This is a genomic window from Paenibacillus sp. FSL H7-0942 (assembly GCF_045040715.1).
In the GTDB taxonomy this organism is placed as follows: Bacteria; Bacillota; Bacilli; order Paenibacillales; family Paenibacillaceae; genus Paenibacillus; species Paenibacillus amylolyticus.
Genome location: NZ_CP150279.1, coordinates 1,105,777 through 1,122,677 on the forward strand (window position 1 = coordinate 1,105,777; position 16,901 = coordinate 1,122,677).

General features: G+C 45.6%; 14 protein-coding genes. 8 read left to right on the plus strand and 6 right to left on the minus strand.

The genetic code is table 11. The features are described from left to right. Positions 1 to 125 precede the first annotated feature (125 nt). Entirely contained in the window at positions 126 to 1,880 is a 1,755-nt protein-coding gene (locus tag MHI48_RS04965; RefSeq protein WP_076329771.1) for a methyl-accepting chemotaxis protein, read from the plus strand. A 114-nt stretch (positions 1,881 to 1,994) separates the two neighbouring features. On the opposite strand, the gene MHI48_RS04970 is transcribed toward MHI48_RS04965, so the two are convergent. Beyond that, entirely contained in the window at positions 1,995 to 2,906 is a 912-nt protein-coding gene (locus MHI48_RS04970) for a LysR family transcriptional regulator (RefSeq protein WP_076329770.1), read from the minus strand. A 116-nt stretch (positions 2,907 to 3,022) separates the two neighbouring features. Between MHI48_RS04970 and MHI48_RS04975 the strand changes: the two genes are divergently transcribed. Then, positions 3,023 to 4,066, plus strand: coding sequence for a 2,3-butanediol dehydrogenase (locus tag MHI48_RS04975; protein ID WP_076253459.1), 1,044 nt, complete (start codon positions 3,023 to 3,025; stop codon positions 4,064 to 4,066). Positions 4,067 to 4,200: 134 nt separating this feature from the next. Here MHI48_RS04975 and MHI48_RS04980 read toward each other — a convergent pair whose 3' ends face one another. Together MHI48_RS04980 and MHI48_RS04985 are read right to left on the minus strand one after the other, a co-directional pair. Next, positions 4,201 to 4,713, minus strand: a complete 513-nt coding sequence (locus tag MHI48_RS04980) for a GNAT family N-acetyltransferase (protein WP_076329769.1) — start codon at positions 4,711 to 4,713, stop codon at positions 4,201 to 4,203. Between the two features lie 129 nt (positions 4,714 to 4,842). After that, positions 4,843 to 5,607, minus strand: a complete 765-nt coding sequence (locus tag MHI48_RS04985; protein WP_133386495.1) for an AraC family transcriptional regulator — start codon at positions 5,605 to 5,607, stop codon at positions 4,843 to 4,845. A 182-nt stretch (positions 5,608 to 5,789) separates the two neighbouring features. Here MHI48_RS04985 and MHI48_RS04990 point away from each other — a divergent pair, with 182 nt between their 5' ends. The 5 genes from MHI48_RS04990 (at position 5,790) to MHI48_RS05010 (ending at position 13,029) form a co-directional block, all read left to right on the plus strand. Further along, positions 5,790 to 8,111, plus strand: coding sequence for a beta-L-arabinofuranosidase domain-containing protein (locus MHI48_RS04990; RefSeq protein WP_076329768.1), 2,322 nt, complete (start codon positions 5,790 to 5,792; stop codon positions 8,109 to 8,111). An 81-nt stretch (positions 8,112 to 8,192) separates the two neighbouring features. Further along, positions 8,193 to 8,759, plus strand: a complete 567-nt coding sequence (locus MHI48_RS04995; RefSeq protein ID WP_076329767.1) for a Uma2 family endonuclease — start codon at positions 8,193 to 8,195, stop codon at positions 8,757 to 8,759. 677 nt (positions 8,760 to 9,436) lie between these two features. After that, positions 9,437 to 10,168, plus strand: coding sequence for a hypothetical protein (locus MHI48_RS05000; RefSeq protein WP_100527732.1), 732 nt, complete (start codon positions 9,437 to 9,439; stop codon positions 10,166 to 10,168). 12 nt (positions 10,169 to 10,180) lie between these two features. Then, positions 10,181 to 11,869 (plus strand): VWA domain-containing protein, encoded by a 1,689-nt coding sequence (locus MHI48_RS05005; RefSeq protein WP_076329766.1) that lies wholly within the window; start codon positions 10,181 to 10,183, stop codon positions 11,867 to 11,869. Positions 11,870 to 11,889: 20 nt separating this feature from the next. After that, the gene (locus MHI48_RS05010; protein ID WP_076329765.1) at positions 11,890 to 13,029 is read left to right on the plus strand and encodes a toxic anion resistance protein; all 1,140 of its coding nucleotides are present in this window, start codon (positions 11,890 to 11,892) and stop codon (positions 13,027 to 13,029) included. A 120-nt stretch (positions 13,030 to 13,149) separates the two neighbouring features. Here the strand turns inward: MHI48_RS05010 and MHI48_RS05015 are convergent, their stop codons facing one another. Both MHI48_RS05015 and MHI48_RS05020 read right to left on the minus strand, forming a co-directional pair. Continuing rightward, the gene (locus MHI48_RS05015; RefSeq protein WP_143781520.1) at positions 13,150 to 13,701 is read right to left on the minus strand and encodes a hypothetical protein; all 552 of its coding nucleotides are present in this window, start codon (positions 13,699 to 13,701) and stop codon (positions 13,150 to 13,152) included. Between the two features lie 144 nt (positions 13,702 to 13,845). Further along, positions 13,846 to 14,439, minus strand: a complete 594-nt coding sequence (locus MHI48_RS05020) for a TetR/AcrR family transcriptional regulator (RefSeq protein WP_076329763.1) — start codon at positions 14,437 to 14,439, stop codon at positions 13,846 to 13,848. Between the two features lie 192 nt (positions 14,440 to 14,631). Here MHI48_RS05020 and MHI48_RS05025 point away from each other — a divergent pair, with 192 nt between their 5' ends. After that, entirely contained in the window at positions 14,632 to 15,390 is a 759-nt protein-coding gene (locus MHI48_RS05025) for an SDR family oxidoreductase (RefSeq protein WP_076329762.1), read from the plus strand. 173 nt (positions 15,391 to 15,563) lie between these two features. Here MHI48_RS05025 and MHI48_RS05030 read toward each other — a convergent pair whose 3' ends face one another. After that, positions 15,564 to 16,598 carry a LacI family DNA-binding transcriptional regulator gene (locus MHI48_RS05030; protein ID WP_036672606.1) on the minus strand — a complete coding sequence of 345 codons (1,035 nt, stop codon included), beginning with the start codon at positions 16,596 to 16,598 and terminating at the stop codon, positions 15,564 to 15,566. Positions 16,599 to 16,901 lie beyond the last annotated feature (303 nt).

Below are 16,901 nucleotides of genomic sequence, written 5' to 3' on the forward strand. Positions count from 1 at the left end.
AATATTTTCTTGCCTAATTCGACATATTCGTTTACTATTTTCCCATACATAGTGCTTCAAGCATGTGTTTTTTGGGTAGCGCCTAGTCAAAAAGGCTTGGGTTCACGGGAGAGGAAGAGGAGCGGATGATTGGTTTTTTTAGAAAACGTTTGGTTGTGCGCATTGTTGCAGTAGTCACACTGGTCATTACGATTATAGCCGTTGGAAGCATGCTGTTACAGGTGGCCAATATGAAACTTGCTGCGCAGGAGGCCATTTCGAGTTACAACATCCAGATTGCTCAGAGTTATGTGAATCAGCTGGATACAGCATCTTATGCCGAGTTTGCCAAGGACCCCAAGGAGAATGACGAATTCGTGAAGATTCGTGATGAACTGGATGACTTTCGCGTAAGCATTGGTGCAATGTATGTGTATTTCGTCAAAATAGATGACAAAGGTACGCCACTTATTATGGTGGACGGTATGAAGGATGTAGATAAAGCCTCACCGATTAATGAAGTAACGGATGTACCTCAGGAGGCTGTTCAGAAGCTGTTGCAGGGGCAAACAGCCAGTTCTTCGATTATTAACAATGAGGAGTACGGCGACTATATTTCCTCTTACGCTCCCATGCTGGATAGTAATGGCGCTGTAACAGGTGTAATTGGGATCGATACGGCGGTATCGGTCATCGGAAGCATTGAGTCAGATATAATGAAATCAAGTATTCCCTTCTATGCCTTATTGCTACTGATTACACTTATAGGCATTGCTGTTGTCACGTGGTTTATCGTAAGAGGACTGCGACCACTTCAACCGCTGAAGGCGAGTGTGGAAAAAATGGCACAGGGTGAGCTTGCAGAAGCGAACCAAATTTTGACGTCGTATCGTTTGCGCAGCCAAGATGAGATTGGAACAACATATCAAGCGATGATACATATGTCCGGTAACTTGAATAAGATTGTGAGTAACATGGTTGAAGGCGTAGCAGTAACCACAGATATTTTATCGGAATCAACGAAGGAATTTAATCGTAGTACCGAAGAGATGCTTGAGATGGGCAAGACGGTTGATCAATCTGTCGAACAGATTAGGCAAGGGGCACATACGCAGAAGCAGGGTGCGAGCGATAGTGCGCATGCGATGGAAGAGATTGCAAAAGGCATAACGGATATTTCCGAATCCTCGATGATTGTATCGGATGCAGCAACAAGTGCGCTTTCTACGGCGGAGTCCGGTAAACAGAGCATGACACTGATGAAAACACAGATGGAGAGCATCTCAAATGTCTCAAGTGAAGTTGTAGCGATGGTTCAGGTGCTGAACAACTACTCCCAGGAAATTGGTGGTGCCCTGCACACGGTTCGTGATTTTGCGAGTCAGACGAAGCTGCTTGCGCTTAATGCATCCATTGAGGCAGCACATGCAGGAGAACACGGCAAAGGTTTTGCGGTTGTGGCGGATGAAGTTCGGAAGCTTGCTGAGGCCTCAAGCACATCCATGGAACGGATCTCAGACTTGCTGCTTCGTATTCAACAAGAATCACAACAGATTGGCTCACAGATGGGGGTTACTGCAACCGAGATTGGACAAGGGGTTACAATTACCGCAGAAGCGGAGCAAGCTTTCGCTCATGTAGTTGATGCGTTCCAACTGGTGACCCGTCGCATTCAGGAAGTCTCCGCTGCAGCAGAGGAGATCTCGGCAGGTTCGGAAGAGGCTGCGGCCTCCGTAAATACGATCTCGCAGATCTCAGCTGGTGTGTCGAATCATTCGGATGAAATCTATCGCTTAATGCGTGAACAATCGGCCATGTTCAACAGGGTGGCGCAGACCTCCACCATGCTGGAACAGCAGACCACCGAGATGAGCGAAGCCGTGCGCAAAGTGAAAGTATAGTTTGAGTTAGATGTAGCAATAGTAACGCAAGAGATAGTCAGAAAAGTGTTCCGCTCTTGGAGAAGTTGGTGTTCATCCCAAACTTCCTTCAAAGGGTGGAGCACTTTTTTAGATTTAAACTTTTAAATGATCCAGCTCTATCGCCTGTCTGAAGCGTTGGGCGAATCGTTCTGCAGCTACGGCGGACTCCTTGGACTCCGTCTGCACGAAGCCAATCTGCATTTTCGGTTGATCGATTCCAGCGATCTCTACCATCTTCACCAGACCTTCTTTCCATAATGGATTTTGGTGAAAGGAAAAGTCGTGACCAATCGTGGAGGCAATATCGTTTCTTAACACCATGTTGATGGCTTCTGAATTATTTGTTTTAAACAGAATGGACAGAGGTCCATGATCATAGGTGAATTCCTTGATGAAGTCTTCGATGAAACCATCTCGATACAGTGCCAGCTTGTGTTCTTTTAATTGATCCGGTGTAACGCGGCTGTGCTTGGCAAGTTCAGACAGGTGATGAGTACCGACGACCAGCTTACCCGAGTACATGGGACTGAAGTGAAGTCCATCGAATTCCCGCAATTGTTTCGCATAGATCGCGATAAAGCCCAGATGGGTTTTGTTATTGCGAATATCTTCGATAATTTCCATGGACCCTTTCTCTTCAATGGAAATGTTAAGTTGCGGGTGCTCACGCTTCATATCTGCAGCAGACTGGACAAGATAGGGCATGACACTTGGAAAAGTAGCCACATGAAGCTCTCCGCTAAGAGAGGAGGCTTCGGCGTTCAGGGATTTCAATTCATCAATCCGCTGCAAAATGTCCAGTGCCTTGGCAATGAATTGTTTGCCTTCGGGAGTGGGGTGAGTACCCTGCCGCGAGCGTTCGAACAGGATGATACCCAATTCTTTCTCCAGACGATGCACCGATTGGCTGATCGCCGATTGAGTGACATGTAGATGTTCCGAGGCGGCGGAGAATGACTGCGTTTTCGCAATTTCAACGACATATTCGAGCTGTTCCAGATTCATGATTTCATCTCCGTTTAGCATTAATACAACTAATGTTAACATTAGTATCTATAAATATGAATAATACATGAACAGCGATATAATATATAGACAATCATACAAAGGGGATGAACTTCATGAAAGCAGCAGTATGGTACGGCCATAAAGACGTGCGTGTAGAAGAACGGGAAGTTCCGGTTGCTCAAGCGGGTCAGGTCAAAATCAAAGTGGAATATGCGGGGATCTGCGGCAGTGACTTGCATGCCTATCATCATGGTGTAGGAATTCAAGAAGGCGAGAATCATCCGCTCTCAGGACAGAAAGCACCGTTGACATTGGGTCATGAATTTGCAGGAACCGTGAGTGAATTGGGAAGTAATGTAAGCGGTATCAGTGTAGGGGATAGAGTTGTGGTAGAGCCGTTGTACCATTGCGGAAAATGTGAGTACTGTATTCAGGGACGTTACAACCAGTGTACTCAATTTGGATTCGTTGGACTGAATGGTGATGGTGGTTTTGCGGAGTATGTTGTTGTTGAGGCATACATGGTTCATCCCATCCCGGATAACGTATCTTTCGAAGAAGGTGCGCTTGTAGAGCCTACAGCCGTAGCCTTTCACGCGGTTCGTCACAGCAAGCTGAAAGTGGGGAACAAAGTAGCCGTATATGGAGCAGGTCCAATTGGATTATTGACCATTCTGTCTGCCAAAGCAGCAGGAGCCTCTGAAATCTATGCAGTCGATGTATTTGAGGAACGTCTGGACCTGGCAGCCAAACTGGGAGCCATTCCGGTGAACAGTGCCAAAGTCAATGCAACAGAGGTGATCTTGCAACAATCGGGCGGCATCGATGTGGCCTATGAAGCAGCGGGTGTGCAGCCAACGATGGATAGCGCCATTGCGGTTGTCAAAAAAGGCGGAGAAGTTGTTGTCATCGCAGCGATTCCAAATCCGCTTCAAGTGAACTTCTTCGATCTTCTGGTCAAAGAAGCGAATCTAACGGCAACGCTGGCATATCGCCACATTTTCCCTGAAGTGATTTCATTGATTGCGGAAGGGTCGCTCGATGTGAAACAGGTCATCACCAAGAAAATCAAACTGGACGATATCGTGCAGGAAGGGCTTGAGCTGTTAATGAGCGACAAGAGCCATGCGAAGATTTTGGTGGAGATTGGCGGTTAAAAAAATCAATAGCGATGTATTATTTCAAATGTTGATTGATCATTTATAAATGTAAAACAGACCGTCATGAAGATGATCGGTCTGTTTTACATTTCATTCTCTGCTCCCTGATCCCGTGTTGCTGTTAACCTCCACTAGGAATCATAACGGTAACAGATCGCCTTGCCTCCGTCACTCTCGGAGCTGAATTCCTCATCCTCTGTAAATCCAAAACGCTCATATAACCGGATGGCATTGACCATCTGACCGCCCGTATATAAATACACCGTATTTTTGCCCATGTCTTTGGCAGAATCTACGCATTGCTGGAGCAATACTCTGGCAATCCCGTGACCTCTCCATTTTGGATCAACACCCAACAGCCGAATAAACGGATAATCGATTGGCAATTCAAAGTTTGGATAAGCCTTGCGCGCTGTTTCGAATAATTGGACTGTACCAACGATCTGATCATCAATCTTCGCGATCCATAATTGTGTCAGGTACGGATTAACCACAGACTCTCGAATATCTTTGAGGTAGGCCTCCCAGCGTTCATTTTGCTCAAAAGTCTCCCGATACTCGGCATAACTTGCAACAAGGATATCTACAATCTCTGGATGGTCTGCTTCTGTGGCAGGGTGAATCGTAACGGCAGCCGTTGTCATCTTATAATTCCTCTTCTCTTATGGGTTAAGTATGGAATATAGTTTTCTTGCATTTTACCATAACGGATTCAATCCGATTCATTCAAATTTTCTATAGGTAACTCAGTCATTTCTATAGATCGTAGCGCATCAGCGATTGAGCTGTGTGGAATACAGATGATTGCGATATTCGGTTGGCGTATTGCCTTCGTATTGTTTGAACATGCGCAGGAATAGCTTGTAGTCGGAGAAGCCGCACTGTCCGGCGATTTCTTTTACACTAGCATTGGTGTTGAGCAGCAACTGTTTCGCCCGGCGAATTCGTTCTGTGAGGATATAGGTTTTGAGTCCAGTACCTTTCTCACGTTTCACCATTTTGGAGATATAGTCTTTGTTAAAATTAAAATTTTCCGCAATCTGACTCACCGTGATGTTTGTATGCAGATGAATATCGACCCACTTGCAGATATGGTCCACAATCGCATTGTGCGGACGATAATCCGCCTCTATATTCCGCTCCAGTTCTCTGAACAACAATAACAAAGCAGCGTTGGCTTCCTCCGGTGAGAAGGATGACACATGCAGCAACTGCTTGAATAACTGATTGGCCATGGAAGGTACCTGAATGGTGGCATGTGTCCTAAACTGGTTGAATTCTGCCGACATGGCATCATAGTGAACCCAGTAGAAACTGACGGGTGTGTCGCTAATCTGGTAGCCATAGTGGGTGCGACCAGCGCGCAGAAACAACAGATCGTTGGCACGAACTACATATTGTTCCTCTTCTTCCGCAATGTACATCTCACCTTCCAGCATCAAAATGATCTCATGCACAGGCATGCTGCGTCTCATGTGGCTCCAGTTGCCTTCGGATATGAACTTGCCGCACAGGTAATGTTCCAGTGGCTTTTGCATAGGACGGATTTATCCACCTTTTCTTGGATTATGAGTCTGATGTAATTGTATTTTATTTGATAGTATGGGGATATTCAAGCTCTACAGTAGATTGATGAGTATTAGTCATATGGAACAGAACACGGATTTTACCCCTTAAGAATGAATGGATATCTATTACATCCCGAGAAGGAGTGAGTGTCATGATTGATACGAAAAAAGGATTTCTGGGACCGGAACATGTAGATCTGTTAAATGGTGTGTTTCAAACATCACAAGAGGTGGGGGAGCGTTACCTGTTATCGCTGGATATTGATCGATTCCTGGCTCCATGCTTCGAAGCGCATGGTTTACCTGCCCGAAAAGAGCGTTACGCGGGTTGGGAGGCACGTACCATCAGCGGACATTCCCTCGGACATTATCTGTCTGCCCTGGCTGTGACGTATCAGGCAACCGGGAATATCACGTTAAAAGAAAGACTGGATTATGCTGTCACCGAACTGGCGAGAATCCAGCAGACCACGGGAAGCGGATATATCGGTGGTTTGTCCGAAGAACCTTTCCACATGGCTTTTCGAGCAGAAAATATCGGTGGATTCAATATCGGTGAATACTGGGTTCCCTGGTACAGTGTGCACAAAATCTATCGCGGCTTGATTGACGCCTATAAACTGACTGGCAACGGACAGGCACTTGAGGTGGTTACTCGATTTGCAGACTGGGCGGTCGAAGGTTTGCTCCCGATGACAGAAGAACAGATGCAGACGATGCTTCAAAGTGAACACGGGGGCATGAATGAAGTATTCGCACACTTGTATGGGATTACCGGTAAAGCCTTATATCTTGAGATCGCTAATAAGTTCACCCATCAATTGATCCTGAGACCCTTAGAGCACAAACAAGACGATCTTCAAGGCAAACACGCCAATACGCAGATTCCCAAAGTGATCGGTGCTGCCGAAATCTACAACCAGGACCATACCCATGAGAGTTATCGGACAGCGGCAGAGTTTTTCTGGAACACCACGGTGCATCATCGTTCTTATGTATTTGGTGCGACGAGCATTTCAGAGCATTACGAAGCAAAGGGTATGGAGAGTCTGGGCATCAAAACAGGAGAGAGCTGTTGTACTCACAACATGTTACATCTAACGAAGCAACTCTTTGCCTGGAATCATGATAGCGCCTACATGGACTATTATGAAAACGCCATCTATAATCACATCCTTGGCACGCAGGACCCGGATACGGGGAACAAAACGTATTTTGCATCAACGCTGCAAGGCCACTACAAAATCTATGGGACTCACGACACCGCCTGGTGGTGCTGCACAGGATCAGGTATGGAGAACCCGGGCAAATATGCCGAGGCGATCTATTTTGAGGATGAACAGGACCTGTACGTCAACCTGTATATCGCTTCCCAGCTGGATTGGACGTCTCAGGGAATATCCCTGAAGCTCGAAACCGACTTTCCTTATTCGGAAAAGGTGACCCTGACGATCACCGGAGGCAACGCCTCGGCTCATCTAAGATTACGCGTGCCCTCATGGCTGCAACAGCCAATGACGGCAACCGTCAATGGGGATACGGAACATCCGTATACACGGATGGAACCCGGCTATCTTTCCATCGAGCGCACATGGACAACGGGCGATGTCATCACAATCAGACTGCCGATGTCACTCCGCCAGTACACTTCCCGGGATGATGCCCACAAAGTGGCATTCTTGTACGGCCCAATTGTACTCGCTGGTGCACTAGGAAACGAGGGTCTTCCCGAGGATACGATTGTGGACGAAACAGCGCTGAATCCCAAGACAGCACCTGTACCTGTGATCTGGACGGAGCAGGAGGATGTACGAGAGTGGATCAAGGTTGTGGATGCAGATACGTTAACATTTGAACTTAGCAAGAAGGTCACTTCCACTGGCGAAGCTGTGAAGCTGATTCCGTTCTATGATGTGCATCATGAATTTTATACCGTGTACTGGCCTTTTAACGATGAAGGGGATGCGCTGGAGAAAGAGTTGAACGATATCACGATCGACAGGGTTCAGGCTGACGGTCAGCAGGATGAGATTGGACATCAACTGGACAGCAACTGCCGTGGGGAGCACCACAACGGTTCAACCACAGATGGCCGTAAGAAGTTGCATATGTGGCGAGAAGCTTTTGGCGTCAGTGGGGCTTACTTCAGTTACCAACTGGCGGTGGATCGTGAAGCAACCAATTATCTATGTGTGGCCTATTGGGGCGGAGATCATTCCGCGTTTAAACGGGAAGGTACGTTATATGACAGACAATTCGCTATTACCGTGGATGGAACACTCATTGGCGAGCAGAGAATTCACATGAATAAAATTGGCGACGTGTTCTATGTGACCTACGATATTCCTGAGGCCGTAACATCAGGCAAAAACAGCGTTACAGTAATGTTCCAGGCGAAGGGAGACAATGGCTGTGCCGGGAAAGTTGTAGAGGTGCGCACCACGCGAAGTAAACGAGAATCCATCTTTTCATAATAAGAGGCATGGTGTGAAAAGGCGCAAACACAATGTTATAATGAAAATAAATTACGGTTAGTGAAAGAGGAGGTTGGAAGTGTGGCAAAACCCGATAATAAAGGTACTTATAACTTTCAGGATTGGTTAACTTGGGAGGGGGCATGGGAATTAATTAACGGCAAAGCTTTTAATATGTCCCCAGCACCCACTTCATTGCACCAGTTTATTGTGGGTGAGCTGCACTTCTCTTTACGGACTTTTTTTCAGAATCGGAAATGTTTCGTGTTTGTTTCCCCTTTTGATGTGTATTTTAGCGAAAATGAACAATATGACCTACCAGATCAAGTTGTACAGCCTGATTTATCGGTAGTGTGCTCCAAAGACCAGATATCCAAAAGTGGCTGTCACGGTGCGCCTTCTTTAATTATTGAGGTGTTATCACCTTCGACTGCGTTAAAGGATTTTAACGAAAAATTTAACTTGTATCAGAAATATGGTGTGAACGAATACTGGATTGTTGACCCCGGTAATCAAACCGTCCATGTGTACACGCTGGAGGATGGCAGCTACCAGACCCGTCATCTGTATACAGAGCAGGAAACGATTCAATCGGTTATATATCCTGAATTGGTAATTCCGTTGGATTCGCTGTTCAAGTTCAGGTAGTGCGAAGCGTCAATCTGTCTGCTACAGACGAAGCAATAAGGCGGCCATTTTTTTATTCTAACGAACCGTACACGTCTTATATGGGCAATATTGATGTGGTGGAAAATGTAACGAATCTCAGCGATGCTATTTCATTCGAAATAAGCGATAAACAACGTCTTTTCGCCTAAAACGGGAACATAACGTGTCTCAGGTTCGTTACATTTTCAGAAAAGCTGGAATGTACCTAATAACGTCACCTCAGTTCGTTAGATGTAGAACACGGCATCAAAATTTTAATAAGAACACGAAAAATAATGAACCAACGTAAAAGGGACGAAAGCGGATGATCTCCGATTCGTCTTTTTTGCTTTGCTCCTTTTTCAGACAAGTCTTATATAAAAAATGACACGCATAGCTATTTTCCACGTATTACCTGATAACATTTCTTCTCCACAATCTGCTGTCTCGTAAAACTCACTTTTTATGGATTGACCACAAAATTTCCTGCCAAGTTCCACGTTGTCCCTGAAAATATGAAATGGGATAAGCCCAAACCACGTATATTATGAGTATCCAAATATCAAATCATATCCACCTGAGAGCGTTAACATCATGTACAATAAGAATAAGTTGAACAGGAAAATTACGACATGAAGCACCAATATATAACATGAAAGGAGGTCGGATGATTGAACATGATCAAGTACATAAAATTGTTGGGATTAATCCTCGGTATTGTGGCTGTGAATGTTCTCGCATTCTCACCCGGCTTTATCGGGCTGAATTTCGAGGAGGGTGCATTCACAACTGCGCTATCCGTTACCCTTCTGTTCGGCAGTGCAATGGCACTCTTGTATGGAAGTTATGCCCTGCTGTTCAGACAACCGGTAGTGCTGCCCGTGAAGCATATTGAAACGCATGAAGATTATGTGGAAGCACTATCTTTTTATAGACGCATCAAAGTCCTCGAAGAAGATATTACGCTGGGGCTGTCCCAACTTAGTCGAATGAAAAAGAAAAAAGAAACCCTCCTGAACGTGCTTCATCAACGCTTTGATCCAGGGGAACTGAGCTACAAGAAATTCGCTTCGGTCACATTGGAAGTGGAGAAGCTGTTGTACCTGAACATCCGCAGTGTGCTGAACCGGTTGAATGTATTCGATGAAGCTGACTATGCCAACATGATGAAATCCAAGTCCTCCACACTTCCCCAGAAGCTTTTTCAGGAAAAAACCAAGGTATACAACGATTATCTGTCTTATGTGAAGAATTCGCTTCACACCAATGAGGAAATTTTGCTCAAGCTCGATCAGTTGTTATTGGAGATTTCACGCCTCGACAGCTTTGAAGCCGGAGATATTGAACAGATGCCTTGTATGCAGGAGATTGATCAGTTAATCAAGCACACCAAATTATACAGACAGTGAGGGGTTGCTCGTATGGCCAAGAAGGGAAAGTTTTTTTTTATATCGATTGTAATGCTGGTGCTCGTATTTGGTCTGGTCTATGCAGGGATTACACTGACGTCGAACTTTGGCAAGTCGACTACACAGGTGAGCACAGAGAATGCAGGTAAGGAACTCGGGAAACTTTACGCGGACATTGCGCCAGCGACGGCGGAACCGGTCAAAGGACAGATTGATCTCGACCCGGTCGATGTGGCAGAATCACTGCCGGATATCTCCAAATTTGCAATTGCCGTAGAGAATACAACAAATGATTACGTTGAAATCTTCTCTTCCACGGAGAAGTCGGGCAGCGGGGTAGACGGCTGGTTAACCGAAGTGGGCGAGGAGTTCAACAAAGCAAATATTACCGTTGGTGGGAAACAGGTATCGGTCAAAATCCGCAACATTGCCTCCGGAACAGCCACCGATTATATCAAGTCCGGTAAGTATATGCCGGATGCCTTCACACCTTCCAATGAACTGTGGGGCGAGATGGTTGAGGCCAGTGGAGTGAAGACAGAGATGGTATCCGAGCGACTAGTCGGGAATGTTCCGGGTATTGTCATCTCCAAAGCCAAATATGATGCACTGGTTGATACGTACGGCTCCGTTAATGTAAAAACCGTAACCGAAGCGATTGCCAACAATGAACTCGCGATGGGATATACCGATCCATTTGCCAGCTCCACAGGACTGAATTTCCTGGTGACCGCACTGAATACGTATGACAGCGCCAACCCGCTTGGCGAGAAGGCTATTGAAGGGTTCGAAAAATTCCAGACGAATGTACCGTTTACAGCGTCGACAACGATTCAGATGAGGGAGGCTGCCAAGTCCGGCAGACTGGATGCCTTTGTACTCGAATACCAGACGTATGTGAATACCGCTGATCTGAAGAGTGGATACGTCTTTACACCGTTTGGTGTGAGACATGATAGCCCGCTGTATGCATTGGGACAATTGCCGCAGAATAAACAGGAAATCATCCAGAAATTCGCGGAATTCGTAACCCAAGCAAAGTACCAACAATCGGCGGAGGAGTTCGGCTTCAACGGGTTACAGGATTACAAATCCGAACTGGCTACTGTGGATGGCGGCACGTTGTTGTCTGCACAGAAAGTATGGAAAGAGAAAAAGAATGGCAGTAAACCTATTGCTGCCGTGTTCGTGACAGACGTATCCGGAAGCATGGACGGCGAACCGCTTAACCGACTGAAGGAGTCCCTACGCAAAGGTCAGAAGTACCTGGGTACAGAGAACAGTATTGGCTTGGTCTCTTACTCCAGCGGGGTAACTGTGAATCTGCCGATTGCCAAGTATGATACGAACCAACAGTCCATGTTTGTTGGAACAGTTGATAGTCTGCAAGCTGGCGGTGGTACAGCGACCTTTGATGGAATCGTGGTGGCAATGAAGATGCTGGAAGATTATAGGGCTGCTAATCCGAACGTGAAGCCGTTGATTTTTGTCCTAAGTGATGGCGAGACCAACGAAGGTCATACCCTGAAGGATATCCGGGATCTGGTCGAGACGTACAAAATACCAATCTATACGATTGGATACAATGCGGACATCAAGGCTTTGGAGAGCATCTCCAGCATTAACGAAGCCGCAAGCATCAATGCCGATACCGACGATGTCGTGTACAAGATTGGAAACCTGTTTAACGTACAGATGTAAATTTAAAGGGGGAACTGTAGATGTCATTTTCAATGGAAATACCGAGCCAGAAGGAAATTCAGAAGGTGATTGAGGAAGAGGTGAAACCCGTGCCCGCCGAGGTCGCGGAGCTTCAACAAGTGGCAAATGCCAACGTAGAGATGATTATGACACTGGACCTCGAATCCCTGGAGAAGCGCAAAGAAATTCTGCAATCCATTGACGGCTTTGGCATGAACACGATGAGATCCTCTTCTGAGAAAAACGCCTTGCTTCAAGTCTCTGTTGGACATCTGTCCAAGACGGGAGACGAGGGCGGTCAGGTCGCCAAAGGTTTGACCGAGCTGCATATGCAACTGAAGGATCTCGACCCAAGCGTGGTCGACTTTGCCAAGAACGGTTTCCTCGGGAAATTGTTCAATCCGCTTCGCGCCTATTTCCTGAAATACCAGAAGGCTGACGCAGTCATCGCTGACATCGTAACCTCTTTGGATAAAGGAAGATCCACCCTGCGTAACGATAATACAACCCTGGAGATTGAACAGCAGAACCTGCGGGAACTCACCAAACGACTGCAAAAGGAGATTCAGCTTGGCGTGCTTATGGATGAGTCCATCGACGCGCAGATTGAAGCCGCCAAGGTCCGCAATGAGGACCCCGAGAAAGTCCGGTTTATTACGGAAGAAGTGCTGTTTCCGCTCCGTCAGCGGGTCATGGATCTTCAACAAATGCTGGTCGTGAATCAGCAGGGCATCATGGCGATTGAAGTGGTCATCCGCAATAATAAGGAACTGATCCGAGGCGTAGACCGTGCGAAGAATGTAACCATCTCTGCATTGAAAATTGCCGTAACTGTAGCGAGTGCTTTGTATAATCAGAAGATTGTATTGCAGAAAATTGAGTTGCTGAACCAGACGACCAATGATCTGATCGCGGGTACATCGAAAATGCTCAAGGATCAGGGAATTGCCATCCAAAAGCAGGCGTATGAAGCGAGCATCTCCGTGGATACGATGAAACAGGCGTTCACCGATGTGTTGTCAGCACTGGATTCAATCAGTCTTTATAAGCAGGAAGCCCTGCCAAGAATGCGCGAGACGATTAACCAGTTCCGTGAACTTGCGGATACCGGCGAGCAACAGATTCAGCGGTTGGAGAAAGGGCAGAAGCTGGGCCTGTGATAAGGAGAGAGAGAAATAAATACCTATTTGATTGTCCTCTTTATTTATAATTAGAAAAAGCGACCGTTCCTCATTAAACATGAGGAACGGTCGCTTTTTGGGCTTCTATGAAGATAGGTACTAACTGTCATACCCCAAGCTTCTTGCATAGGCGTATAACTGTTGTTCGCATTGATCCATTAGAACACTAGCGGTGTTTACTTTGGCATTACCTTGTTTTAGTAACGTGTAATTCACTTTGTTCTTGGATACTGCCTTTTGGTACAACAGGTACCCTTCGAGCTGAGTGTAACTTGCCTTAACAAATGTAGCGTGGATTTTCTTGATTTGCGGATTGGTAGGCTTGATTTGTTTTGCCTTGGATACCAATTTCGTATAATTGGGGATCACCGTATTCGTAAGTTTAAGATACATGGACTTGCGATTGGTTGAAGTTACCTGGGTGTCGATGCTTTCCAAAGCTGTGAAGGCTTTGGCCTCATAAGTTTCAAGAGCAAATAACTGATTAGTGTACTCTTTAAATTCTGCATAACTCTGATCCAAATCTGAATATGTAGAGGTTGCTACTTTGGCTGCATCAGCAGAAGCGGCTGGAGAAAGAAGCATCCCACCAAGCAAAACAAAACTGGTAATCAATGATATAATCCACGACTTCTTCAAATGTAATGTCATCCTCCTTTTGTTTGTATTCCATTGGATAACCTAACATATCATTACCAGAAATTACAGGAATACATTTACATAATTTTGGTGGGAAGCTTTCTTGAAATTAATCTCAATCACCCCTACTAAAGGGAAGTAAGATGATTCAAAATTTCAGTTTTTTAACACGACATTATCTGGCTTGTAATGGATGATCTTGAACAACTCCTCGGCCATGTAGGCGGGGCTGTGCTTGAAATCCTGTCTGATCCACTCCATGATCATGCCAAATATCGCATGAGATTGGTAGCTTGCCAATATTTCATGGTTGATGTGCGGAGGGAAAATGTGGTTCAGATCCTGTAAAGCGAGATCCCGAAGGACATCACAGATCATACGCTGGAAGTTGGAGGAGGCCTCAGATTTCACAACCAGTGTGTAGAATTGTGCGTGCTGGTGTACATGCTCAAATATAGTGATAGCCGAAGAGGGCATCAGATTGACTTCGAACTTTTCCTCATCCTGATAAGGTTTGCGGAAAGAAGTTACCAGATCCTGAATCACATCATCGATAATTTCGTTGAACAGGTCTTCTTTGTACTGATAATGCCTATAGAAAGTTCCCCGATTCAGATCGGCTCGCTGCACAATATCCGTAATCGATATTTCTTTAAAGGGATGTTTTTGCATCAAATGGATGAGTGCATCCTTCAGTGCAGCTTTTGATTTCTTGATTCTTCGGTCCATCGAATTCATAGTTTCAGACATCTATTTTCCTCCTCGCGAGTTCACTTTATTAATTAAAGTACATTCGGGCTTATAAGTGTTGTTTAACGTACAACTGGACAAGCTTTTACTGATTGAAGTGAAACGCTATGACTTATTATACTAAGGATAGGAGTTAATGAACATTTGTTTGTTAACTTATTGTAAACGAATACACAAAGGAGGATACATGGAATGAAACTTCAAGATAAAGTTGCAGTTGTTACAGGTGCTGGTTCAGGTATGGGGAAAGCAATTGCCACGTTGTATGCTCAAGAAGGCGCGAAAGTCGTCGTATCGGATATTAACGAAGAATCCGCACAAGCGGTAGTCAATGATATTAAGGCACAGGGCGGAGAAGCGATTGTCGTTCTGGCCAATGTGGCTAAAGAAGAAGATGTGCAAAATCTGATCGATACGACGGTGAGCACATATGGTACAGTAGATATTCTAATTAACAATGCGGGAATTATGGATGGCATGGAGCCGGCAGCTGATATAACGGATGAGAAGTGGGAGAGATTGTTTGCTGTGAACACAACCAGTGTAATGCGGACAACACGTAAAGTATTGCCGATCTTCCTGGAAAAACAAAAAGGTGTTATCGTGAACATTGCTTCGGCAGGGGGCCTACACGGCGGACGTGCAGGAGCAGCCTATACGGCGTCCAAACATGCGGTCGTGGGCTTCACCAAAAATACAGGGTACATGTATGCTGAGCAAGGCATTCGCTGTAATGCGATCGCTCCAGGCGCTGTGGCAACCAATATCAGCTCCTCCATGACAGGTATTAGCCATTTCGGTGCAGGGCGGCAACAGCTTGGGATGGCAATCAACCCACGCATCGGGACGAGCGAAGAGATCGCCAAAGTGGCTTTGTTCCTTGGATCTGACGAGTCCAGCTTCGTGAACGGAACTGTCGTTACAGCAGATGCTGGCTGGAGCTCTTACTAATCTATTCAAGTGCAGTCGAGCATGGAGTACGGAAATAGTGTGTGAATTAAGGAAGCCGCATAATTATAAGCGGCTTCCTTTTTTTGCACCTATGCACCTACGTACGGTGGATAACAGCATCATATTCCGTGTAGGACAAACGTTTGCATTACTACACGGAAACCCGAAATGAATCAATCTGAGGGTGGCCTTGGTTTGGAAAAGAGTGAGGATTCACGCACGATCAGACGATGGGGGATAATGACCGGATTATGAAGCTGTGGTTCCCCACTAAGAATTTTTAACAATACCTGAACGGCTGTATAACCAAGCTGATAAGTCCCGATGTCGATAGAGCTTAGGGGTGGAGAAGCCAGTTCCGATAATGCAATATTGTTAAAACTGACCACACTGATATCTTCAGGCACCAGATAATGAAGCTCGGCAAGAGCTCTCAATACCCCAAAGGCCACGTTGTCATCGATGACAACAATTGCGGTGGGTCTGTCCGGCAAGGACATGAACAGCGACATCGCTCTGAATCCACTTTCCTGCAGAAATTCGCCTTCCACAATCCAATCACTATCCGCATCCAGCCCGGCTTGGGCAAGCGCTTTTTGGTATCCTAACATACGATCATGCGATAACGTAATGTCCGGAGGACCGCTGACAAATCCGATTCGAGTATGTCCCTGAGCGATTAGATGATGAGTCGCATCATAAGCGGTCTGCACATTATCGTTATCCACCATGGGGGCATTTGGATGAGCTTCACTGCGACCGATTAACACAAAAGGAAACTTTTCCGCTTCCAAAAATGAAATGATGGGATCGTCTCGCTTGGACCCAAGCAGCAAAATACCATCAACTCTACGGCCATGCACAAGGCGGGATATCGCATGCAATTCATTGTCTGATGATGTTTCGGTTGTTAGCAGCAATTCATAATTCATACGGGTGGCATGTGTAATAATACCTCGGAGCAGTTCCCCGAAAAAGTAATTTTGAAACAACTCTTCTGCAGGACGCGGAAGCATAATCCCAAGGGTATGTGTTGTTTTGGAAACCAGGCTTTTCGCGATGATGTTGGGATGGTAGTTCAATTCTTTCATAATTTGCTTCACTTTGAGAGACGTTTTGGTGCTGATTCTAGGATGGTTGGAAATCACCCGTGACACTGTAGAAGGGGAAACACCCGCCAATTTGGCAATATCCTTGATCGTAATCATGTAAAAAAATCCCTTCTGAACAATCGTATAAATATTCTCCTATGGTAATCCAAAGGATACGAGAAATCAATTGCTAACTGCCGAGTAAGGGATGCACGTGAAGTGAAATTAAGGAAGAAAGAGTCAGAACAAGGAAACAGGAAATTACTGTAGGTAGAAGAAGGAAATTGGTTAAAATTGAGCAAATATGGCTTGTGCAAACGTTTGTGCAAATAAAGATCGTTATTGTATGATGTGATTGTTATTGTAGCGCTTACATCAGTGGATTTACATACTTCTTGACTTGTTTACCCCTACATATTG